The sequence below is a fragment of the Sphingomonas sp. GC_Shp_6 genome (assembly GCF_026540835.1).
Lineage (GTDB): Bacteria > Pseudomonadota > Alphaproteobacteria > Sphingomonadales > Sphingomonadaceae > Sphingomonas.
This window is the reverse complement of the sequence record NZ_JALNUO010000001.1, coordinates 388,563-410,526: the sequence shown is the minus strand read 5'-3', so window position 1 is coordinate 410,526 and position 21,964 is coordinate 388,563. Positions and strand designations below refer to the sequence as shown.

Below are 21,964 nucleotides of genomic sequence, written 5' to 3'. Positions count from 1 at the left end.
GACAGGCATGGCGGACGTCGGCATCATCATGGGCAGCACCTCCGATTGGGAGACGATGCGCCACGCCGCCCATATCCTGCAGGAGCTGGACGTCGCGCACGAGACCAAGGTCGTCTCCGCACACCGCACGCCGCAGCGGCTGGTCGAATATGCCACCACGGCGGCGGCGCGCGGGCTGAAGGTGGTGATCGCGGGCGCAGGCGGCGCGGCGCATTTGCCCGGCATGGCGGCGGCGATGACCGCGCTGCCCGTGCTCGGCGTGCCGGTGGAATCCAAGGCGCTGAAGGGCATGGATAGCCTGCTCTCGATCGTCCAGATGCCCGGCGGCATTCCGGTCGGCACGCTGGCGATCGGCAAGGCGGGGGCCAAGAATGCCGGGCTGCTCGCCGCCGCGATCCTCGCGCTGTCCGACGCGGGGCTCGCCGAGCGGCTGGCGGCGTGGCGCGCGGCGCAGACCGACGGCGTGGCGACCGATCCGCTATGATCGCGCCCGGTGCCACAATCGGCATCCTGGGCGGCGGCCAGCTCGGGCGGATGCTCGCCGTCGCCGCCGCGCAGCTCGGCTATCGCACGCACATCCTCGCGCCCGACCGCGAGAGCGTCGCCGCGCAGACCGCCTCCAGCCTCACCCGCGCGGAGTACGACGACCGCGACGCGCTGGCCGCGTTCGCCGCGGCCTGCGACGTCGTCACGTATGAATTCGAGAATGTCGCGCTCGGCCCCGTCGAGTGGCTGGCGGAGCGCGTTCTTGTCCACCCCGCGCCTGCGGCGCTGCGCGTGGCACAGGAGCGCGTGGCGGAGAAGCGCTTCGTCGAGGGGCTCGGCGGCCGCCCCGCGCCCTGGGCCGCGATCGCCTCGCGCGCGGACCTCGCCGCCGCGCTGGAGCGGATCGGCACGCCCGCGATCCTGAAGACCGTGCGCTTCGGCTATGACGGCAAGGGGCAGACGGTGATCCGCGAACCCGCCGACGCCGATGCCGCATGGGACGCGATCGGCGGTCCGTCGGTCCTCGAAGGCTTCATCGCCTTCGCCCATGAATTCTCGATCCTGATCGCCCGCGGATCGGACGGCGGCACGGTCCGCTACGACGCGCCCGACAATGTCCATGTCGATGCGATCCTGCGCACCTCCACGCTGCCCGCGCCCGCCGCCGTGCTGGCGCAGGTGGACGAGGCCACCGCGCTCGCCGGTCGGATCGCGGCCGAGCTCGGCTATGTCGGCGTCCTTGCCTGCGAATTCTTCGTGGGGCTCGACGGCCCCGTGTTCAACGAGATGGCGCCGCGCGTCCACAATTCGGGCCATTGGACGATCGAGGGCGCCGAGACCTCGCAGTTCGAAAACCATATTCGCGCGATCTGCGGCCTGCCGCTCGGTACGACCGCGCTGACCGGGCGGCAGGTGACGATGCGCAACCTGATCGGCGACGATCCCTGGGACGGCGCGCTGACCGAGCCGGGCGCGCACCTCCACCTCTATGGCAAGGGCGCCACCCGCCCCGGTCGCAAGATGGGCCATGTGACGACGGTGACGCGCTAGGCGCGCGCCACCCAGTCGTCGCCGATCCGCTGGAGCACGTCGAGCGGCACGCGGCCGCTGCCCAGCACGGTGTCGTGATAGGCCTTGAGATCGAAACGCGCGCCCATCTTCGCCTTCGCCTTTTCGCGGATGCCGACGAACACCGAATGGCCGAGCTTGTAGCTCGCCGCCTGGCCCGGGTTCACGCAATATCGCTCCACCTCGCGCGCGGCGAAGCCCGGCGTTTCGCCCTCCTGCTCGATGAAGCGCTGGATGCCCTGTTCGCGGCTCCAGCGCAGATGGTGGATGCCGGTATCGACGACGCAGCGGTTCGCGCGGAACAGCATGAATTTGAGATAGCCGAGCCGCCCGAGCGGATCGTCGTCATACATGCCGATCTCGTCGGCGAGCTGCTCGGCATAAAGCGCCCAGCCCTCCGCATAGCCCGAAAAGCCCGAGACCTTGCGGATCAGCGGCAGCCGCGTGTTGGACAGCGCAAGGCCGCCCTCCTCCTGATGCCCCGGCAGCCCCTCGTGATAGACGGTCGTGGCCAGACAGAATTTGGGCCAGTCGCCTGAATCCTTCAGGTTGAAATAGACGAGGCCGGGGCGCGATCCGTCGATCGCCGGGCTCTGGCTGAACGCCGCCGCCGCGCCCGCTTCGGTCGCGGCCGGCACGCGGCGCACCTCGAAGCTGTAGGGGGGCACGCGCGTGAAGACGCTCGGCAGGCGCTGGCGGATCGCGTCGAGGCGCGCGTTGCAATAGGCGATCGCCTGCATCTTGCCCGCATCGGTGTTGGGATAGAGCTGGCTCGGATCCTTGTAGAGCGCGGCCATCCGCGCGCCGACGCTGCCCTTGCTGAACCCCTGTTTCTTCAGCTCGGCATCGAGCCGCGCGCCGATCATCGCCGCCTGATCGAGCCCGAACTTGTGCACCTCGTCGGGCGAGAAGCGCGTCGTCGTCGTCGCCTGCAGCGCGACCGGATAGAAGGCCGCACCCTGGGGCAGCTTCCACACGCCGGCATCGTGAGTGGCGTGCGCGCGCTGCTCGCGCGCCACGGCGATCTGGCGCTGGAGCGCGGGCAGCACGCGCGCGGTGTAGATCGATGCCGCGTCGCGCGCATAGCCGTCGCCCAGCCCCTTGGCCGCCGCGCGGCGCGCCAGGCTGGTGACGACGAGCGCCTGGTCGGCCGGCACCGCGGTCTTTTCGAGCTGCGTCAGCGCGAGATCGAGGATGAAGTCGGGCGGCACCACGCCCACCCCGGCATCGTGGCGCATCCGGTCGGTCTGCTGGTCGATCTGCGTCGCGAACGCGCCCAGCCGCTGGAGATAGGCGTCCGCATCGCCCTTGGTCTTCACCTTGTGCTTGGTGTCGAGGAAATCGGGCACCGACTGGTACGCGCCCGACAGTTGCGAGACGACATAGGGGCTGGGGCCATAGGAGGATCCGCCGAAATCGAACGCCTGCACCGCGGCGGCCGAACGCTTGGCATAGAGCACGCATTCGAGGTCGATCCGCTCGGCAGGCGTCAGCGCGGCCATGTCGACCGCGCCCAGCCGCTTCAGATCGGCCTGAGTCGCCGCCTTGTCCGCGGCGAGTGCTGCGGGCGACTGATCGGACAGCTTCGCGCGCAGATCGGCGTTGGCGCCGGTGTCGAGCCCCAGATTGGTCGCAAATTCGGGGCTGCGGCGGAGTTGCTCCTGCACCAGCGAATCGAACAGCGCGTTCAGCGGCGTGGCCGGCGCCGCGGCGCGCGCGAAGGACGGGAGCGCCGATGCCGCGACGCTCGCGGTGGACGCCATCAGGAACGAACGACGATTCATCACTTCACCTCCGGCAGGCTAATATAGCTTTCGTCGGGTCCGCCGACGGTGATCTTCTGAGTCGCCGCCACGTAATCCGACGGCTTGGCGAAGAAGATGTTGGGCACGAACGTCTGCGGGTTGCGATCGTAGAGCGGGAACCAGCTCGATTGCACCTGCACCATGATCCGATGGCCCGGCAGAAACACATGGTTCGTGTTGGGAAGCGCGAAGTCGTATTTCAGCGGCACGCCCGATGCCAGCGGCCTGGCCACCGCCGGATCGTCGCGGTATCGCCCGCGGAATATGTCCATCGCGACGGCGAGCTGATAGCCCGCCATCTCGCGCCCGCCGGTCTTGCCGTCGGGATAGACGTCGATCAGCTTGACCACCCAGTCGCTGTCCGTCCCGCTGGTCGAGGCGGTCAGGTGCACCTGCGGCGCGCCCGAGATGGTGACGGGCGCGGTGAGCACGGGCGTCTCGAATGCGGCCATGTCGGGGCGGCCCGAAACGCTGCGCTGGTCGTCGGTCAGCCACTGGTGCCAGGTCGAACCCGTCGCATAAAGCGCCTTTACCGGTCGTGCGCGATAGCCCACGGGCGCGGCGGGATCGGAGATGTAATCGCGCGTCTCGGCCGGCCCGGCGGCGGCATCGAAGCCGAGCGCACCGCCGGGCTTCAGATACAGCGGCACGCCCGCCGCCCCCGCCGCCGGGAAGGCCGGCAGCGTCTGCCACTGGTTCGTGCCCGTCTGGAAGGCGGTGACGGGCGCCACGTCCATCGCCGGCGCGTCGGTCTTGAGATAATGCGCGAGGAACGGCGCGAGGACGTGCGCGCGCCACCACTTCGCGGTGTTCTGATCCCATTTCACCGCGCCCAACTGGCTCGCATCCGCGCGCGCCTGCTGGCCGTGCCACCAGGGGCCGACCGACAGATAGAGCATCGACGTCGGCGTACCGCGCGCGATCAGCGCCTTGTACACCGCAGGCGCACCGTACATGTCCTCCTGATCCCACAGCCCGGCGACGAGCATCGTCGGCACGGTCAGCGGGCGCTTCGCCAGCACCTTGTCCATCGCCGCCTCCTGCCAGAACCGGTCATAGGCAGGATGCTGCGTGATCTTGTTCCAGAAGCCCAGTTGGTCGAGCCCCTGCGCCTTGCCGATCGCGCCGGCCGAACCGCCCTTCAGATAATAGTCGTAATCGTCCGCCTGGCCCGCGATCCAGGGCGTGTCGGCGTCGCGCGTGCCGTCCTGGCTCAGCATATAGGGCATCATCTGCTGGCGGAACGCGCCGTTGTGGAACCAGTCGTCGCCGCGCCAGCCATCGACCATCGGGTTCATCGGCACCGCCACCTTCAGCGCGGGATGCGGGTTGACCAGCGCCATCAGCGGCAGGAACCCATCATAGCTGATCCCGATCACGCCCACCCGGCCGTTGGATTCGGGCACGTTCTTCACCAGCCATGCGATCGTGTCATAGGCGTCGGTGGAATCGTCGGTCTTGGTCGGGTTGAACGGCGTTCCCGCGGGCGCCGGGTTCATCATGTAGATGCCCTGGCTCTTGTGCATGCCGCGCACGTCCTGGAACACGCGGATATAGCCGCCCGCGGTGATCGGGTCGTCGGCCGTGTCGGGGTTGCCGCTCCAGCTGGCATAGACGTCGGGATCGCGCGTCGCGATCGTCTCCGCATCATAAGGCGTCCGCGTCATCAGCATGCCCGCGTCATGCGCGTGCGCAGGCAGCGCGATCACGGTGTGCAGCTTCACGCCGTCGCGCATCGGGATGTCGACGACGCGGCGGGTATAGCCATAGCCGTCATCGGCCAGCTTCAGCTTGGCGGGATGTTCGTCGCCCGGTGCGCCGGGATCCTTCTGCGCGACGGCGGGCGCGGCGAGCGCGGCGAGCGCGGCGAACATCAGCGCGGCGGGCGCCGTCGCGGCGAGCAATCTGTCGAACATGGCCATGATCCCCTTGGCCCCGCCCCGGCGGGCCCATCCCGAAAACGCGAAAGGCCCGCCCTCCCCTGCGGGAGAACGGGCCCTTCGTTCACCAGCGCGCGAAACCGATCAAGCGGTGCGCGTGCCGCTCAGCGGAAAGCTGCCGAATGCGCCGGCGCCGACCGACCCCGTCAGCGTATCGCCGTCGACCGTCGCGGTGCAGTCGAGCGTCATCGGCATCGGCACCGAGACCGACATCTTCCACGTCATCGTGTTGCCGTCGAGCGCGCCGGAGACGTCGCTCGATCCCATCGCGCCCGATCCGGTGCCGCTGAAGGTCGAGCCCTCGCCGGTCACGGTCAGGGTCAGCTTCTGATCGCCCAGCGGGGATTTCACCACGCAATCCCAGCTGCCGTCGATATCCGCCATGTCGTCTTCTCCGTTACTTCACACCCGCGCCGGGCGCGGTCCTCGCGCTCGCCGCAGGCATCGCCGTCGCACCCGCGACGGATGCTGCCGGCATGACCTCGACCGGCAGGCCCAGCGTGTCAAGCTGCGGCTTCACCGTCTTCGCATCGCCGACCACCACCCAGACGAATTTGGCCGGATCCACCACCCGATCGATCGCCGCATTCAGCGCGGGCAACGTCATCGCCCGGTAACGCTGCGTGATCGTGGCATAATAATCGTCAGGCCGGCGGAACAGGTCGTTGGCCTGCATCGCGCCCAGCACCGCGGGCGACGTTTCGAAATTGCCCGGCAGCGCGCGGATGCCGCCGGTGATCGCGCGGTCGAACTCCTCCTGCGTCATCGGCTTGGTCGTCACGAACTCGCGCACGTCCTGGCGCAGCGCGTCGAGCGAGGCGCCGGTCTTGTCCGCCTGCACCGGTGCGCTGACGATATAGGGTGCGGCATATTCCAGCTGCTGGAACCGGCCGTTCACGCCGTAGGACCAATGTTTGGTCTCGCGGATGTCCATGTTGATCCGGCCGAGAAAGCTGCCGCCCAGCGCGTCGTTGGCGGTGATGAGCGGCAGCAGGTCCTCGGTGCCCTTCAGCCCCGTCGCCTGCCCCGCCGCGATCACCGATTGCGGGCTGTCGGGCCGGTCGATCAGCACGATGCGCGATCGCGTGGCGGGGCTGTTCGCCGGAAACGCCTTGGTGCCGGCCGGCCCCGTGCCGCGCCATCCGCCGAAGCGCGCCTCCAGCGCCGCCTTCACCTCGCTGAGCGGCCGATCGCTGACGACGAAGATCTTCGCCTTTTCGGGCCGCAGCCAGGCCTGCTGGAACGCCACCAGATCGGCGCGCGTCAGCGCCTTCACCGCCGCCGGATCGCCGCTGCCCGACGCCTTGGCATAAGGCGAGCCGGGATTGACGAGCTTCGGCAACACGCGCTGGACGAGGCCGTTCGGGTTGGTCAGCTCCTGCCCGATCTGCGCCAGTTGCTGGTTGCGCACGCGCGCCACCTCGGCTTCGGCGAAGGCGGGATGCTGGACGATGTCGGCGAAAAGATCGAGCCCCGCGCCCAGATTGGCGCTCGGCACGTCGAGCGACAGCGTGGTGCGATCCGACGACTGGGCCTCGCCGATCTGCGCGCCCAGCCGCTCCTTGGCCTCGGCGATCGCGATCGAGTCGCGCGTCGCGGTGCCCTCGTCCATCATGTTGAGCGTCAGTTGCTGCGTGCCGAGCTTGTCGGCCACATCGGCGGCGACGCCCGCATCGAAGCCGAGCGCCAGCCGCGTGATCGGCACCGCGGTGCGGTTCGCATAGACCATCTCGATCCCGTTCGACAGCCGCGCCCGCTCCACCGTCGGGAAGGACAGGCCGGCCACCTCGCCCACCGCGGGCAGCGTGCCGCGCGTGCCCTTGGGCGCGGCCTCGGGTGCGGCGACCACGTCCACCTTGGGCGGCACCTTGGCTTCGGCATAGGCGTCGCGCGGGCCGGGCACCACGGTCAGCGCATAGGTCGGGCGGCCGAGCCAGCGGTCGGCAGCGGCCTTCACGCTCGCAGGCGTCTGCCGCGCGAGTTCCTCGAGCTGTTTCTTGTAGAAGCCGGGATCGTTCGAATAGAGCGCGCCCTCGGCCAGAGTCACCGCCTTGCCGTCGAACCCGCCGACCGATTCCAGCCCGCGCACCTTGTCCGCCACGGCGGTGGTCGCATAGCGGCTCACCTCGTCGGCGGTCGGCCCGTTCTTCAGGAACTCGGCGACGATCTCGTCCACCCGCCGCGCGACGAGCGCGGGGTCGACGCCCGGCCGCACGATCGCGCGGATCTGGAACAGGCCGAGCTGGCTGAAGCTCTCATTGTCGGCGGAAACGCGAACCGCGAGCTTCTCCTGCTTGACCAGCGCATTGTCGAGCCGGCTGCTGGCGAGGCCGCCGAGCACGCCCGCCGCCACGTCGAGCGCGGCGCCGTCCTTGTCGTTCAGGCCGGGCACCACCCAGTTGCGCGACACCATCACCGCGGCGACGCGGTCCTTGATCGTCTCGGCGACGGGCGCTGGCAGCGTCGGGATCGGCGCAGGCGGCACCACGCTTTGCGGCCCGCGCGCGATGCCGCCGAAATATTTTTCCACCAGCGGCCGTGCGGTGGCGACGTCGATATCGCCCGCCAGCACCAGCACCGCATTGTTCGGGCCATAATGATCGTGGAACCAATCCTTCACGGTCTGGAGGCTCGCCGCGTCCAGATCCGCCATCGAGCCGATCGTGGTGTGGCCGTAGGGATGCGTCGCGGGGAACAGCCCCTCGGTCACCTTATACTGGGTCAGGCCGTAAGGCTGGTTGTCGCCCTGGCGCTTCTCGTTCTGGACGACGCCGCGCTGCTCGTCGAGCACCGCTTGCGTGATCGCGCCCGTCAGATAGCCCATGCGATCGGATTCGAGGAACAGCGCGCGCGGCAGCGCCGCGGTGGGCACCGTCTCGAAATAGTTGGTGCGGTCGTAATAGGTGGTGCCGTTGAAATCGGTGGCGCCCACCGTCTTCAGCGGCGCGAAGAAATCGCCCGGCGCGTTCTCGCTGCCGTTGAACATCAGATGCTCGAACAGATGCGCGAAGCCCGTCTTGCCCTTGGGCTCGAACTTGGAGCCGACATTGTACCACACGCTGACCGCGACGACGGGCGCCTTGCGATCGGTGCTGACGATCACGCGCAGGCCGTTCTTCAGCACGAACTGCTGATACGGGATGGTGACCGCCTGCACGAGGCTCGAGACCGAGGCGGGCTTCGCCGCCGGTGCCGTCTGCGCCTGGCCGGCGCTTGCCAGCGCCAGCATCGCCGCCCCGCCGAGCGCGCGTGTCTTCGTCATGCCGATAGTCCCCTGATCCACCCTGGTCGCAGGAGTGTAGCCGGGGCGCCCGCCCGCGCAACCCGGTCGATCCGAAATCGCATGCATCTCCGCGGACCCCCGGCGGCATGCGCATGCAACCCCTGCGTCGCCCGGCGGTTCACCCTCCGACCCCTCCCATGAAAGGTTCTTTCCCATGCCCACCCGCAACGGTTCCGCGCGCTATGATGGCTTCGGCAAGGATGGCCGCGGCCATGTCTCGACCCAGTCGGGCGTGCTGTCGGACAGCCCCTACGGCTTCGCCACGCGCTTCGAGGAGACGCCCGGCACCAATCCCGAAGAACTGATCGCCGCCGCGCATGCGAGCTGCTTCACCATGGCGCTGAGCTTCGCGCTCGCCAAGGCCGGCCATGACGCGGGCACGATCGAGACCACCGCCAAGGTGACGCTCGACAAGGATGGCGACGGTTTCACGATCACGCGCTCCGCGCTGACGCTGAAGGGCCGGATCGACGGCATCGACGCCGACGAGTTCCGCCGGATCGCCGAGGATGCCAAGGCGAACTGCCCGGTCTCCAAGGTGCTGAACGCCGACATCACGCTCGAGCAGACGCTCGGCTGACTATGATCGGCGGCGGCCTTCAGAGCAGGCCGCCGCCGATGCTCAGGCGCAGCGCGAAGATCGCGATCAGCACCAGGTTCAGGTTGCGGCCGCCGTTCCGCGACGACAGCGCGCCGATCGCCGCACCGACGATGCCGATCGGGATCACGATCCAATTGAGCGCGCCCAGGAACGGCGTGAACGCGACGAGCCCGAACGCGAGCGTGACGAGACCGATGAGGATCGAGACGATGTTGAGCATGGCAGCGAAGATGGCCCCGCGCCGCCGGGGCGGCAAGCCCCGGCTCACGCTTCCTTAACGCGCGGCATGGCAGGAAAAGGCGATGTTCGTACCCCCACGCCCGCTGCCCGCGCTCGCCGCCCTGTCCCTCGCGCTGGCGCTCGGGGCCTGCGGGCCGAAGGCGGACGATGCGCAGAGCCTCGAAAGCCTCGATCGCGAGCTGGCCGCGACGAACGCGGGCAGCAACGCACAGGATCCCGCGCTGACCGCGGCGCTGCACGACCAGATCATGGTGGATCCGGCACTCGCGCAGCAAAGCAACGCGGACGCGATCCGGCCGCCCAGCCGCCCCGATCCGGGCGCGGTGGCGCTGCCCGTCGCGCGCAAGGACACGACCGATCCCGCAACGCTGAAGCCCGCGCCCGCCGCATCGGCCACCTGCCCCGAATGCAAGGCGAAGGCGGGCGCGCTGACGCTGGGCGCGCTCGCCGCGCGCCAGCCGAACCGGTCGGTGGCGGATTGCGCGCCGGGCATCGGCTATAGCGCGCTCTGGGCCACGCGCCTGCCCGCCGGCCTGCCGCTCTATCCCGATGCGCGCGTCAGCGAAGCCGCGGGCGCGGATCGCGACGGCTGCGCGCTGCGCGTCGTCAGCTTCGCGAGCGGGGCGGCACCGGCGCGCGTCATCGACTGGTTCTACACGCGCAGCACCGCGGCGGGCTATGCCGCCGAACACAAGGCGGACGGCACGCGCCAGGTGCTGGGCGGCACGCACGGCAACGCCGCCTATATCCTCTACGTCACCCCGCGCGGCGACGGCGGCAGCGACGTCGATCTGGTGTCGAACGGCGGCGTGTGAGGGGAGCGCTGCCGCGGCTCCCCCCTTGGTTCCCCGGCGAAGGCCGGGGCCCAGTTGGGAAGGCTCGTGTGATGAAGCGCGACGCGTATCACGTCCGTCGTCCCGGCTGGGCCCCGGCCTTCGCCGGGGAACGGTGCGGTGGGGGCGGTGGAGTGTGTTAAAGCGGAAGCGGATCGGCGCGTCCTCACCGCAAAGGTGACTTCGCAGCCCCCACGCGCTAGGGCTCTCGCATGATTTCTCTGCTTTATGTGATGCTCGGCGGCGCGGTGGGCACCGGCGCGCGCTATCTGACGGGCAAGGCCGCGCTCGCCGCGCTGGATCCCGCGCTCCCCTATGGCACGCTCGCCGTGAACCTGATCGGTGGGCTGCTGATGGGGCTGCTCGCCGGCACGCTCGCCAGGCTTGGCGAACAGGGCGAGCCGTGGCGGCTGCTGATCGGCGTCGGGATGCTCGGCGGCTTCACCACCTTTTCCGCCTTCTCGCTCGATCTCGCCACCATGATCGAGCGCGGTGCGCTGGCGCTGGCGCTCGGCTATGCGCTGCTGTCGGTGATCGGCGCGCTGGTCGCGCTGTTCGCCGGCCTGTCGCTCGCGCGGGGGATCGCATGAGCGCCCCGGCCGACCGCGCGACCGAGGTCCGGCAGTTCAACGTCGGGCTGGAGGATGACGGCATCCGGCTCGATCGCTGGTTCAAGCGGCATCTGCCCGACACCAGCTTCACCACGGTCGCCAAATGGGCGCGCACCGGGCAGCTCCGCGTCGACGGCGCGCGTGCCACGCCGGGCGACCGGCTCGCCACCGGCCAGACGATCCGCGTCCCCCCCGACGAGCCGGCGAAGGAAGGCCCCAAGCCCGAACGCCAGCGCGTGATCCTGTCCGACGAGGAGAACGAGCGCGCGCGCGAAATGGTGATCCACCAGGATTTCCAGGCCTTCGTGCTCAACAAGCCGCCCGGCCTCGCCACGCAGGGCGGCACCAAGACGACCGAGCATGTCGACGGCCTGCTCGACGGCCTGCAGTTCGACAACGAGGGCCGGCCCAAGCTCGTCCACCGGCTCGACAAGGACACCAGCGGCGCGCTGCTCGTCGCGCGCACGTCGCGGTCCGCGGCGTTCTTCGCCAAGGCGTTTTCGGGGCGCACCGCGCGCAAGACGTATTGGGCGCTGATCGTCGACGTGCCCTCGATCGAGGACGGCATCATCGAGCTGCCGATCGCCAAGCAGCCCGGCACCGGCGGCGAGAAGATGCACGTCGACGAAAAGGAGGGCGCGGCAGCGCGCACCCGCTACCGCGTGATCGAGCGCGCCGGCAACCGCGCCGCCTGGGTCGAGCTGCAACCCTTTACCGGGCGCACCCACCAGCTTCGCGTGCACATGGCGGCGATCGGCCATCCGATCGTGGGCGACGGCAAATATGGCGGCGCGGCCTCGTTCCTGACGGGCGGGATCAGCCGCAAGATGCACCTCCATTCGCGCCGCATCCGCGTCGACCATCCCGATGGCGGCCAGATCGACGTCACCGCCGAACTGCCGACGCATTTCGCCGAGAGCCTGAAGCAGCTCGGCTTCGACGAGAAGCTGGGCGACGCGCTGGCGATCGAGGAGAAGGCGCCGCCGACCAAGGCGGAGGAGAAACAGCGCGCCAAGGCGCATGCCAAGGGCGTCCGCAAGGAACGCCGCGGCGAACGCCGGGGCCGCGGCGCCGAAGACGCCCCCCGCGCCGGATCGCGCCCGGGCGCCAAGGGCGCGCTCAAGAAGGACGCGCCGCGCAAGGCGGGCCCCGGAACCGGCGCCGGCCGCACGCGGCCCGCCGGCGCGAAGCCAGGCACCGGAAAACCCGGCACCAGTAAGCCCAGCGGGAGCAAGCCCGGCGGACCCCGCCGCTGATGCATCCCAGCTCCGCCTTTCGTGCACCCGACGACGCCGCGCTGCTCGACATGGTGGCCGCGACCGGCTTCGCCCATGTCTTCACGACCACATCCGAAGGGCCGATGCTGGTGCACGCGCCGGTCACCCACCATGGCGATCGCTGGCGGTTCCACGTCGCCCGCGCGAACCGGATCACGCCGCATCTGGACGGCGCTCACGTTCTGCTGAGCGTGGTGCCCGTCCATGGCTATGTGAGCCCGAACTGGTATGCCCCCACCGGCGATCAGGTGCCGACATGGAATTATATCGGGATCGAGATCGAGGCCCGCTGTATGGCGATCGACGAGCCGGCCCTGGTGGAACAGCTCGACCGGCTGGCCGACGTGCATGAGCCGCGCCCGGCCCCCTGGACTCGCGCCAAGATGGATGCAGGCATCTTCGCGAAGATGCTCGGCGGCATTCGCGGGTTCGAACTGGAGGTGACCGCCCTTCGCGGCACGGCCAAGCTCAGCCAGAACAAGACGGCGGCCGATCGCATCGGCGTGGTGCGCGGCCTGACCGCCGCCGGCAACGGGGCGCTGGCGGAGACGATGGCATGACCCGCCTCGCGGTGTTCGATTGCGACGGCACGCTCGTCGACAGCCAGGCCAATATCGTCACCGCGATGGAGCTGGCGTTCCGTGCCTCCGGGCTGGTGCCGCCGGCGCGCGCGGCGACGCGGCGGATCGTGGGGTTGAGCCTGGTCGAGGCGATGCAGGTGTTGCAGCCCACCGGCGACGATGCCGCGCATCGCCGGCTCGCGGCGGATTACAAGGCGGCGTTCCACCAGCTTCGCATCGACGGCGCGCTGGCGGAGGAGCCGCTGTTCGAGGGGATCGCCGCGGTGATCGACAGCCTCGGCGCAGCGGGCTGGGTGCTGGGCGTGGCGACGGGAAAATCGGATCGGGGGCTGGCGCACATCCTCGCCGCGCATGGGCTGGACGACGCGTTCGTCACGCTCCAGACCGCGGATCGCCATCCCTCCAAACCCGATCCGGCGATGCTGATGGCGGCGATGGCGGAGGCGGGCGCGGCGCCCGGGGAGACGGTGATGATCGGCGATACGAGCTTCGACATGGCGATGGGCCGCGCGGCGGGCGTCCGCAGCGTGGGCGTGGCGTGGGGCTATCATGCCCCGCACGAGCTGGTCGCGGCGGGCGCGGACGTGGTGGCGGAAACGGTCGCCGCGCTGCCGCGGCTGATGACGGCATGAACGCGGATCCGGCACGCGGGCGCTGGCTGGCGCTGGTGGGGGTGCGCATCGCTGGCGCGGCGGGCGCGATCTTCGGCCTGGTGCTGATCGGCCGCGCCCATGCGATCGGCCCCAAGATCCTCGGCACCGCGATCGTGCTGTCGGCGCTGCTGATGATCGCAACGGTGCCGCGCGCGCTCGCCACGCGCTGGCGGACGCCGCCAACATCGTGAAGCGGTTCTGGAACACGGTCACGACCGAGGCCGATAGCGGCGTCGCGCTCGACGGCCGCCCGGTGCGCACGCCGGGTCGCGCCGCGCTGGTGCTGCCGAGGCCCGCGCTGGCGGAAGCCGTGGCGGCGGAATGGCGCGCGGTGGGCGAGACGATCGATCCGCGCGCGATGACGCTTACCGGCCTCGCCAATGCGGCGATCGACCGGATTGCGCCCGATCCCGCCGCCTTCGCCGCCGGGCTGGCGCGCTACGGCGAGAGCGATCTTCTGTGTTACCGTGCCGAGGGCCCCGAACCGCTGGTGGCGCGGCAGGCGGCGGCGTGGGATCCGCTGCTCGGCTGGGCGCGGACGCGCTACGACGTGCATTTCGCGATCGCGGCCGGGATCATGCCCGTGGCGCAGCCGCCCGCGACGGTCGCGCGGCTGAACGAGGCGGTCGCGGCGCTCGCGCCCTTCACGCTGGCCGGACTGTCGCCGGTGGTGACGCTGACGGGCTCGCTCGTCGCCGCGCTCGCGCTGGTCGAGGGGGCGGCGACGCCCGACACGGTGTGGGCCGCGGCCGGCGTGGACGAGGCATGGCAGGCCGAACTCTGGGGCGAGGACGCCGAGGCGGCGCACGCCCGCGCGCTGCGCCGGGCCGAGTTCGATGCGGCGGTGCGGTTCCTCGGGCTGCTGGGCTAGGGCCAGCTTACCCCGCAAGGGGTTCACGCGGAGGCACAGCAAAAGCCGGCGCGGCCGCGCATGCGGCCTTCATCACCAACGCGACGGAGAAGAACGCTGCCGCACCAGCCCCCTCTCCGCGCCTCCGCGCCTCCGCGCGAACCCCGCTCTTCCTTCGCGTCTCAGCGTCTTAGGGCGCACCTGCTCCCGTCCACGCCGCGCGACCCAGTTGAAAGAGGGTTTCGCGCGTGGGTCGTGACGCCTCAGCGCGTCAGCCGGCGGATGAAGCCGATCAGCCCGGTCTGGCGCGACCGCTTCAGGCGCTCCGCCGCCAGGATCGCCTTCACGTCGCGGAAGCAGCGTTCGACATCGTCGTTGACGAGCACATAATCATAGCCGTCCCAGTGGCTCACCTCGGCCGCGGCGCGCGCCATGCGGGCGTCGATCACCGATTCGGCATCGGTCGCGCGCCGGCGCAGCCGGTCGTGCAGCTCCTCCATCGACGGCGGCAGGATGAACACGCGCACCACGTCGCCGCCGGCGATCTGAAAGAGCTGCTGCGCGCCCTGCCAGTCGATGTCGAACAGCACGTCCTTGCCCGCCGCGAGCATCGCCTCGACCTGCGCGTGCGGCGTGCCGTAACGCTGGCCGAAGACATGCGCCCATTCGAGGAACTCGTGATCGGCCACCATCTGGCGGAAGCGTTCGAGGTCGACGAAATGATAGTCGCGCCCGTCCACCTCGCCCGGCCGCATCGGCCGCGTGGTGGCGGAGACCGACATGGCCAGTTCGGGCTCGTCGGCCAGCAGCTTGCGCGCGATCGTCGACTTGCCCGCGCCGGACGGCGACGACAGCACGAACAGGACGCCGCGGCGCTTGAAACCGTGGTGGTCGGGCGGAATAGTATGGGGCATGGCCGCCTTTGCCTCCGCATGGCGGGGAGCGTCAAGGCGGGGGTGGCGAAATGGGGCTTCGACGGGGTTCGCGCGAAGACGCGAAGAGGTCGCGTTGGGCAGACCCGTTTTCCGCCATTCCCCGTAAAGCATGACGCTGCGCGTTGCACCACCTCTTCGCGTCTTAGCGTCTTCGCGCGAAATCCTGTTGTCCGAACGCCGCCCCCGCCGTCCGCTCAGCCCTCGCCGCCATCCCCGAACGCGCGCGCCTTCAGTTCGGTCGCGCCACGCAGCACCGCCCAGCCCACCGCATAGGTGACGGCGAGCGGCAGCACGAATTTCAGCACATTGGCGACGATCGCACCCTTGATCGCGCCGTCCGCCGCGCTGTCGTCGCCGCTCATCGAATCGATGGCGCCGCCGATCAGGGCGCCGATGGTCGTTGCACTCATGCCAGTCTCCTCGTTCGATACCGCGCCGCTCAACGCCCGAGCATCGCTTCCGGCACCACCACCCGGTCGAACGTCGCGGCATCAATCAGCCCCAGCGCCAACCCGGCCTCCTTCAGCGTCAGCCCCTCGGCATGCGCGTGCTTTGCGATCTTGGCGGCGGCATCATAGCCGATCTCGGGCGCGAGCGCGGTCACCAGCATCAGCGACCGGTCGAGCAGTTCGGCGATCCGCGCACGCGCGGGTTCGATCCCGTCGACGCAGCGCTCGGCGAAGCTCTCCATCGCGGTCGCCAGCAGGTCGATCGCGCGCAGCACGTTCGCGCCGATCAGCGGCTTGAAGACGTTCAGCTCCAGATGGCCCTGCATCCCGCCGATCGTCACCGCCTGCGCGTTGCCGATCACCTGCGCGGCCACCATCGTCATCATCTCGCACTGCGTCGGGTTCACCTTGCCGGGCATGATCGAGCTGCCGGGCTCGTTGGCCGGCAGCTCGATCTCGCCGAGCCCACAACGGGGCCCACTGGCGAGCAGGCGGATGTCGTTGGCGATCTTCATCAGCGCCACCGCCAGCGTCTCCAGCGTGCCGGCCAGATGCACCAGGGGATCGTTGGAGGCGAGCGCTTCGAACATATTCTCGGCGGGCGCGAAGGGATGGCCGGTGATCTCGCCGAGCGCCGCGCAGAAATCCGCCGCGAAGCCCGCGGGCGCGTTGAGCCCGGTGCCGACCGCGGTGCCCCCCTGCGCCAGCCGGTCGGTGCCGTGCGTGATCGCGGGTTCGATCCGGCGGCGGCAGCGCGCGAGCTGGTGCGCATAGCCCGAAAACTCCTGCCCCAGCGTCAGCGGCGTCGCGTCCTGCAGATGCGTGCGCCCGATCTTGACGATCCCGTCCCACGCCTGCGCCTTGACATCGATGCTCGCGTGCAACCGGTCGAGCGCGGGGAGCAGCCGCCGGGTCACCGCCAGCGAACAGGCGATGTGCAGCGCGGTGGGGAAGCTGTCGTTCGAGGATTGGCCGCGGTTCACGTCGTCGTTCGGGTGCACCGGCGCCTTGCCGCCGCGCGTCCCGGCCAGCGCCTCGTTCGCATGGCCGGCGATCACCTCGTTCACGTTCATGTTCGATTGCGTGCCGCTGCCCGTCTGCCAGATCACCAGCGGGAACTGGTCGTCGAGCGTGCCCGCGACGATCGCGCGCGCCGCCGCCTCGATCGCATCCGCTTTCTCGGCGGCCAGACCTTGGCGGCGGTTCACCCGCGCCGCCGCCTGCTTCACCAGGGCGAGCGCGTGGACGATCTCGATCGGCATCCGCTCGCGCGCGCCGAACGGGAAATTCTCGAGGCTGCGCTCGGTCTGCGCGCCCCAATAGGCGCTGGCGGGCACCTGGATCGGCCCCAGCGAGTCGGTCTCGGTGCGCGTATCGGTCATCATCGTCTCGCCATGGATCATTTGTGTATCCAACCGGCGGCACCCGCATCGGGTTCAATCCGATGCCACTGGAATCCCGCGGCGCATCGGCTATGCAGGCCCACCTTTGTTCAGGGCGATGGGTTTTTCGATGCGGATAACGATGATCGGTGCCGGCTATGTGGGCCTCGTGTCGGGCGCATGCTTTTCGGATTTCGGGCATGACGTGTGCTGCGTCGACAAGGACCAGGGCAAGATCGACGCGCTCCACGCCGGGCGCATGCCGATCTACGAGCCCGGGCTCGACCAGCTCGTCGCCAAGAATGTCGCGGCCGGGCGCCTCACCTTCACCACCGATCTGGCGGAGGCGGTCGCGGGCGCCGATGCGGTGTTCATCGCGGTCGGCACGCCGTCCCGGCGCGGCGACGGCCATGCGGATCTGAGCTATGTCTTCGCCGCCACGCAGGAGATCGCCGACGCGGTGACCGGCCCGACCGTCGTCGTCACCAAATCCACCGTGCCCGTGGGCACCGGCGACCGCGTCGAGGCGATCCTGAAAGAGCGCCGCCCCGAGATCGACGTGGCCGTCGTTTCCAATCCCGAATTCCTGCGCGAGGGTGCCGCGATCGGCGACTTCAAGCGCCCCGACCGGATCGTGATCGGCACCGAGGACGCGCGCGCCATGGAGGTGATGCGTGCGGTGTACCGCCCGCTGTTCATCAACGAATCGCCCATCCTCTTCACCGGCCGGCGCACGTCCGAACTCATCAAATACGCCGCCAACGCGTTCCTCGCGACCAAGATCACCTTCATCAACGAGATCGCCGACCTGTGCGAGGCGGTGGGCGCCGACGTGCAGGACGTCAGCCGCGGCATCGGGCTCGACAACCGGATCGGCCGCAAGTTCCTCCATGCCGGGCCCGGCTATGGCGGATCCTGCTTCCCCAAGGACACGCTCGCGCTGCTGAAGACCGCCGAGGATTACGCCACCCCCGTCCACATCGTCGAGGCGGTGGTGAAGGTGAACGACAGCCGCAAGCGCGCGATGGGCCGCAAGGTGCTGAAGGCGCTGGGCGAGACCCCGCGCGGCAAGACGGTCGCGCTGCTCGGCCTCACCTTCAAGCCCAACACCGACGACATGCGCGACGCGCCCGCGCTCGCCATCGCGACCGCGCTGGCCGATGCCGGCGTCACCGTGCGCGCCTATGATCCCGAGGGGATGGAGGCGGCCAGGGGCATGATGCCCGATCTCGTCTTCGCGCGCGACGCCTATGACGCGGCGACCGGTGCCGACGCGGTGGTGATCGTGACCGAATGGGACGCGTTCCGCGCGCTCGACTTCCGCCGCTTGGGCGAGGTGATGACCGCCCGGGTGCTCGTCGACCTGCGCAACGTCTATCGCCGCGAAGCGGTCGAGGCCGCCGGCTTCGCCTATAGCGCCGTCGGGCGGTAGGCGCGCCGCCGGGGCGGACCCGGCGCCTGCGCGCGCACCCACCCCGCCCCCACCACCACGCAACTGCCCCGCATTCCCCACGCACCCTTTCCCCTTGCGTCCCCGCTTGCTAAGGCCCCGCGCAACGCATTCGCATCCGCCTCGCGCGCCCGCGCGGACCCCCGTCCGCCTCCCCGCCGCGCCCGGCTCCAAGGGAAGGACACCCATGACTGCCATCGGCCAGGACACGCTCGGCACCCGCGCCACGCTCGAAGCGGGCGGAAAATCCTATGATTATTTCAGCCTCGCCAAGGCGGCGGCAAAATACGGCAACATCGATCGGCTGCCCTTCTCGATGAAGGTGCTGCTGGAGAACATGCTGCGCTTCGAGGATGGCGTGACCGTCACCGAGGCCGATATCCAGGCGATCGTCGACTGGCAGAAGGAGCAGCGCTCCGATCGCGAGATCCAGTATCGCCCCGCGCGCGTGCTGATGCAGGATTTCACCGGCGTGCCCTGCGTGGTCGATCTGGCGGCGATGCGCGATGCCATGACCAAGCTCGGCGGCAATCCCGAGAAGATCAACCCGCAGGTGCCCGTGCATCTGGTGATCGACCATTCGGTGATGGTCGACGAATTCGGCAGCCCCAAGGCGTTCGAAGATAACGTCGATCTCGAATATCAGCGCAACATCGAACGCTACGAGTTCCTGAAATGGGGATCCAAGGCGCTCGACAATTTCCAGGTCGTGCCGCCGGGCACGGGCATCTGCCATCAGGTGAACCTCGAATATGTCAGCCAGGCGATCTGGTCCTCCACCGAGACCGGCGATCATGCGAAGGGCGGCGCGACGATCGCCTATCCCGACACGCTCGTCGGCACCGACAGCCACACCACGATGGTCAACGGTCTCGGCGTCCTCGGCTGGGGCGTCGGCGGGATCGAGGCGGAAGCCGCGATGCTCGGCCAGCCGGTGTCGATGCTGATCCCCGAAGTCGTCGGCTTCAAGCTGACCGGCGCGCTCGGCGAGGGCATCACCGCGACCGACCTCGTGCTGACGGTCACGCAGATGCTGCGCGCCAAGGGCGTGGTCGGCCGTTTCGTCGAGTTCTTCGGCCCCGGCCTCGCCTCGATGACGCTTGCCGACCGCGCGACGATCGCCAACATGGCGCCCGAATATGGCGCGACCTGCGGCTTCTTCCCGATCGACGAGCGCACGATGGATTACATGCGCCTCACCGCGCGCTCGGAGGAGACGATCGCGCTTACCGAGGCCTATGCCAAGGCGAACGGCTTCTGGCGCCACGACGATGCCGAGGATCCGCTGTTCACCGATACGCTCGAACTCGACATGGGTTCGGTGACCGCCAGCCTCGCCGGCCCCAAGCGCCCGCAGGACCGGGTGAGCCTCGGCAAGGTGGACGAGGTGTTCAACGGCGATCTGTTCAAGATCTACCACAAGGAGCGCCCGCAGCGCGCCGCCGTCGCCAACCGCGACCATGACATCGGCGACGGCGACGTCGTGATCGCCGCGATCACGAGCTGCACCAACACGTCGAACCCGTCGGTGCTGGTCGCCGCCGGCCTCGTCGCGCGCAAGGCCCGCGCGCTCGGCCTCACCGCCAAACCCTGGGTGAAGACCAGCCTGGCGCCCGGGTCGCAGGTGGTGACCGACTATCTCGACAAGGCGGGGCTGTCCGACGACCTGAACGCGCTCGGCTTCAACCTGGTCGGCTATGGCTGCACGACCTGCATCGGCAATTCGGGGCCGCTCGCGACCGAAATTTCGGCCGCGATCAACGAGAACGACCTCGTCGCCGCCTCGGTGCTGTCGGGCAACCGCAATTTCGAGGGGCGCGTCAGCCCCGATGTGCGCGCCAACTTCCTCGCCTCGCCCCCGCTCGTCGTCGCCTATGCGATCAAGGGCAGCGTCACGAGCGACATGATCGAGACGCCGCTCGGCCAGGGCACCGACGGCAACGACGTGTATCTGCGCGACATCTGGCCGACCAACGCCGAAGTGACCACGATGATGAACGCCAATATCGATGCCGGCATGTTCGCCAGCCGCTATGGCGACGTCTATGCCGGCGGTGCCAAATGGCGCGAGATCGACGTGACCGGCTCTGACACCTATCAGTGGCGCGCCGGCTCCACCTATGTCGCGAACCCGCCCTATTTCGAGGGCATGTCGATGACCCCGGAGCCGGTGACGGACGTGATCGACGCCAAGCCGCTGGCGATCCTGGGCGATTCGATCACCACCGATCACATCAGCCCGGCCGGCAGCATCCGCGCCGACTCGCCGGCCGGCATCTACCTGCTGGATCATCAGGTTACCAAGGCCGACTTCAACGGCTACGGCGCGCGCCGCGGCAATCATGAAGTGATGATGCGCGGGACCTTCGCGAACATCCGCATCCGCAACGAGATGGTGCCGGGCGTCGAGGGCGGCATGACGTCCTATCAGGGCGAGACGATGCCGATCTACGATGCCGCGATGCGCTACAAGGCGGACGGCGTGCCGCTCGTCGTGATCGCGGGCAAGGAATATGGCACCGGTTCGTCGCGCGACTGGGCGGCCAAGGGCACCAACCTGCTGGGCGTGCGCGCGGTGATCGCCGAAAGCTTCGAGCGAATCCACCGTTCGAACCTCGTCGGCATGGGCGTGATCCCGCTCCAGTTCGCCGAAGGCGTGGACCGCAAGTCGCTGAAGCTCGACGGAACGGAGACGTTCACGATCCGCGACGTGGCCGCCCTTCGCCCCCGCCAGCAGGTCGAGGTGGAGATGACCCGCGCCGACGGCACCACCGAGACGATCGCGACCCGCTGCCGGATCGATACGGTCAACGAGCTGGATTATTTCCTCAACGGCGGCATCCTTCAGTACGTGCTGAGGAAGCTGGCGGCTTGAGGAAGCCGCAGAGCGTGGCCAAGCTGGACGAGCTTGGCCGCGTTCCCCTCTCCAAGAGCTTTTTCCTGCGCGAGTTCCTCTATTCGGACATCGCCGCGATCCATGGGCTGTCGAACATCCCCGACGATCCCGACCTGGCGATCGCGGCGGGAACGCGGCTGTGCGAGGATCTGCTAGAACCGTTGCAGGACGCGTTCGGGCGGATTGCGATCCGCTCCGCCTATCGCTCGGCCGAGGTAAACGCGCTGGGCGCCGCCAAGGGGTATAATTGCGCGTCCAACGCCCGCAACGCGGCGCATCACATCTGGGATCTGCGCGATTTCGCCGGCCATATGGGCGCGACCGCCTGCGTCGTCGTGCCGGGCTTCGCAAACCGCTTCGACCAGCCGGGCGACTGGAAGCGGCTGGCCTGGTGGGTGCACGACCATCTCCCCTATTCGGCGATGGAGTTCTTTCCCGTGCGCTGGGCGTTCAACCTGTCCTGGCACGAAAAGCCGCAACGGATGATCTACGCGCATATCCCAGACGCCCGCGGCTATCTGACGCGGCCCGGCATGGAGAACCACGCCGCCGACCACCGCGCCGAATGGGACGGGATCCAGCCCTAGAACCTGATGACGTTACTTCGAACCGTTCGCCCTGAGC

At 69.3% G+C, this 21,964-nt stretch carries 21 protein-coding genes; 13 read left to right on the top strand and 8 right to left on the bottom strand.

All coding sequences use genetic code 11. The features are described from left to right. Window positions 1-7 precede the first annotated feature (7 nt). Window positions 8-484, top strand: a complete 477-nt coding sequence (purE, locus tag OXQ95_RS02120) for a 5-(carboxyamino)imidazole ribonucleotide mutase (protein WP_242096360.1) — start codon at window positions 8-10, stop codon at window positions 482-484. Further along, on the top strand, window positions 481-1,536 hold the full coding sequence (locus OXQ95_RS02115) for a 5-(carboxyamino)imidazole ribonucleotide synthase (RefSeq protein ID WP_267378917.1): 1,056 nt from the start codon (window positions 481-483) through the stop codon (window positions 1,534-1,536). The genes purE and OXQ95_RS02115 overlap by 4 nt, the downstream gene beginning before the upstream one ends. On the opposite strand, the gene OXQ95_RS02110 is transcribed toward OXQ95_RS02115, so the two are convergent. The 4 genes from OXQ95_RS02110 to OXQ95_RS02095 all read right to left on the bottom strand — a co-directional run bounded on the left by OXQ95_RS02110 (window position 1,533) and on the right by OXQ95_RS02095 (window position 8,561). Next, on the bottom strand, window positions 1,533-3,338 hold the full coding sequence (locus tag OXQ95_RS02110) for a DUF885 family protein (RefSeq protein ID WP_267378915.1): 1,806 nt from the start codon (window positions 3,336-3,338) through the stop codon (window positions 1,533-1,535). The genes OXQ95_RS02115 and OXQ95_RS02110 overlap by 4 nt on opposite strands. Beyond that, entirely contained in the window at window positions 3,338-5,275 is a 1,938-nt protein-coding gene (locus OXQ95_RS02105; RefSeq protein ID WP_267378912.1) for a CocE/NonD family hydrolase, read from the bottom strand. The genes OXQ95_RS02110 and OXQ95_RS02105 overlap by 1 nt, the downstream gene beginning before the upstream one ends. Before the next feature lie 108 nt (window positions 5,276-5,383). Next, entirely contained in the window at window positions 5,384-5,683 is a 300-nt protein-coding gene (locus OXQ95_RS02100) for a hypothetical protein (RefSeq protein WP_242096364.1), read from the bottom strand. 13 nt (window positions 5,684-5,696) lie between these two features. After that, the gene (locus tag OXQ95_RS02095; protein ID WP_267378908.1) at window positions 5,697-8,561 is read right to left on the bottom strand and encodes a pitrilysin family protein; all 2,865 of its coding nucleotides are present in this window, start codon (window positions 8,559-8,561) and stop codon (window positions 5,697-5,699) included. Window positions 8,562-8,736: 175 nt separating this feature from the next. On the opposite strand from OXQ95_RS02095, the gene OXQ95_RS02090 reads away from it, so the two are divergent. Next, window positions 8,737-9,162: an OsmC family protein gene (locus OXQ95_RS02090; RefSeq protein ID WP_242096366.1), complete on the top strand. Its 426-nt coding sequence runs from the start codon at window positions 8,737-8,739 to the stop codon at window positions 9,160-9,162. Between the two features lie 19 nt (window positions 9,163-9,181). Here OXQ95_RS02090 and OXQ95_RS02085 read toward each other — a convergent pair whose 3' ends face one another. Next, entirely contained in the window at window positions 9,182-9,403 is a 222-nt protein-coding gene (locus OXQ95_RS02085; RefSeq protein ID WP_267379278.1) for a hypothetical protein, read from the bottom strand. A gap of 82 nt (window positions 9,404-9,485) precedes the next feature. Between OXQ95_RS02085 and OXQ95_RS02080 the strand changes: the two genes are divergently transcribed. The 7 genes from OXQ95_RS02080 to OXQ95_RS02050 all read left to right on the top strand — a co-directional run bounded on the left by OXQ95_RS02080 (window position 9,486) and on the right by OXQ95_RS02050 (window position 14,249). Then, entirely contained in the window at window positions 9,486-10,238 is a 753-nt protein-coding gene (locus OXQ95_RS02080; protein ID WP_267378904.1) for a hypothetical protein, read from the top strand. Window positions 10,239-10,468: 230 nt separating this feature from the next. Then, entirely contained in the window at window positions 10,469-10,846 is a 378-nt protein-coding gene (gene crcB, locus OXQ95_RS02075; RefSeq protein WP_267378901.1) for a fluoride efflux transporter CrcB, read from the top strand. Further along, on the top strand, window positions 10,843-12,123 hold the full coding sequence (locus OXQ95_RS02070) for an RluA family pseudouridine synthase (protein WP_267378899.1): 1,281 nt from the start codon (window positions 10,843-10,845) through the stop codon (window positions 12,121-12,123). The genes crcB and OXQ95_RS02070 overlap by 4 nt, the downstream gene beginning before the upstream one ends. Next, entirely contained in the window at window positions 12,123-12,704 is a 582-nt protein-coding gene (locus OXQ95_RS02065) for an FMN-binding negative transcriptional regulator (protein ID WP_267378896.1), read from the top strand. Before OXQ95_RS02070 ends, OXQ95_RS02065 begins: the two co-directional genes overlap by 1 nt. Continuing rightward, window positions 12,701-13,357 carry an HAD-IA family hydrolase gene (locus OXQ95_RS02060; protein WP_267378893.1) on the top strand — a complete coding sequence of 219 codons (657 nt, stop codon included), beginning with the start codon at window positions 12,701-12,703 and terminating at the stop codon, window positions 13,355-13,357. Before OXQ95_RS02065 ends, OXQ95_RS02060 begins: the two co-directional genes overlap by 4 nt. Continuing rightward, window positions 13,354-13,569 carry a hypothetical protein gene (locus OXQ95_RS02055; protein WP_242096373.1) on the top strand — a complete coding sequence of 72 codons (216 nt, stop codon included), beginning with the start codon at window positions 13,354-13,356 and terminating at the stop codon, window positions 13,567-13,569. The genes OXQ95_RS02060 and OXQ95_RS02055 overlap by 4 nt, the downstream gene beginning before the upstream one ends. Then, on the top strand, window positions 13,566-14,249 hold the full coding sequence (locus OXQ95_RS02050) for an ATP12 family protein (protein ID WP_267378890.1): 684 nt from the start codon (window positions 13,566-13,568) through the stop codon (window positions 14,247-14,249). The genes OXQ95_RS02055 and OXQ95_RS02050 overlap by 4 nt, the downstream gene beginning before the upstream one ends. A gap of 242 nt (window positions 14,250-14,491) precedes the next feature. Here the strand turns inward: OXQ95_RS02050 and gmk are convergent, their stop codons facing one another. The 3 genes from gmk to fumC form a co-directional block, all read right to left on the bottom strand. Further along, window positions 14,492-15,142, bottom strand: a complete 651-nt coding sequence (gene gmk / locus OXQ95_RS02045) for a guanylate kinase (protein ID WP_242096375.1) — start codon at window positions 15,140-15,142, stop codon at window positions 14,492-14,494. Between the two features lie 215 nt (window positions 15,143-15,357). Beyond that, on the bottom strand, window positions 15,358-15,573 hold the full coding sequence (locus tag OXQ95_RS02040) for a hypothetical protein (RefSeq protein WP_267378885.1): 216 nt from the start codon (window positions 15,571-15,573) through the stop codon (window positions 15,358-15,360). Window positions 15,574-15,602: 29 nt separating this feature from the next. Next, window positions 15,603-16,994 (bottom strand): class II fumarate hydratase, encoded by a 1,392-nt coding sequence (fumC, locus tag OXQ95_RS02035; protein ID WP_267379275.1) that lies wholly within the window; start codon window positions 16,992-16,994, stop codon window positions 15,603-15,605. A gap of 130 nt (window positions 16,995-17,124) precedes the next feature. On the opposite strand from fumC, the gene OXQ95_RS02030 reads away from it, so the two are divergent. The 3 genes from OXQ95_RS02030 (at window position 17,125) to OXQ95_RS02020 (ending at window position 21,927) form a co-directional block, all read left to right on the top strand. Next, window positions 17,125-18,426, top strand: a complete 1,302-nt coding sequence (locus OXQ95_RS02030) for a UDP-glucose/GDP-mannose dehydrogenase family protein (protein ID WP_242096377.1) — start codon at window positions 17,125-17,127, stop codon at window positions 18,424-18,426. Between the two features lie 205 nt (window positions 18,427-18,631). Next, window positions 18,632-21,319, top strand: coding sequence for an aconitate hydratase AcnA (gene acnA / locus OXQ95_RS02025; RefSeq protein ID WP_267378882.1), 2,688 nt, complete (start codon window positions 18,632-18,634; stop codon window positions 21,317-21,319). Beyond that, window positions 21,316-21,927: a hypothetical protein gene (locus tag OXQ95_RS02020; protein ID WP_267378879.1), complete on the top strand. Its 612-nt coding sequence runs from the start codon at window positions 21,316-21,318 to the stop codon at window positions 21,925-21,927. The genes acnA and OXQ95_RS02020 overlap by 4 nt, the downstream gene beginning before the upstream one ends. Window positions 21,928-21,964 lie beyond the last annotated feature (37 nt).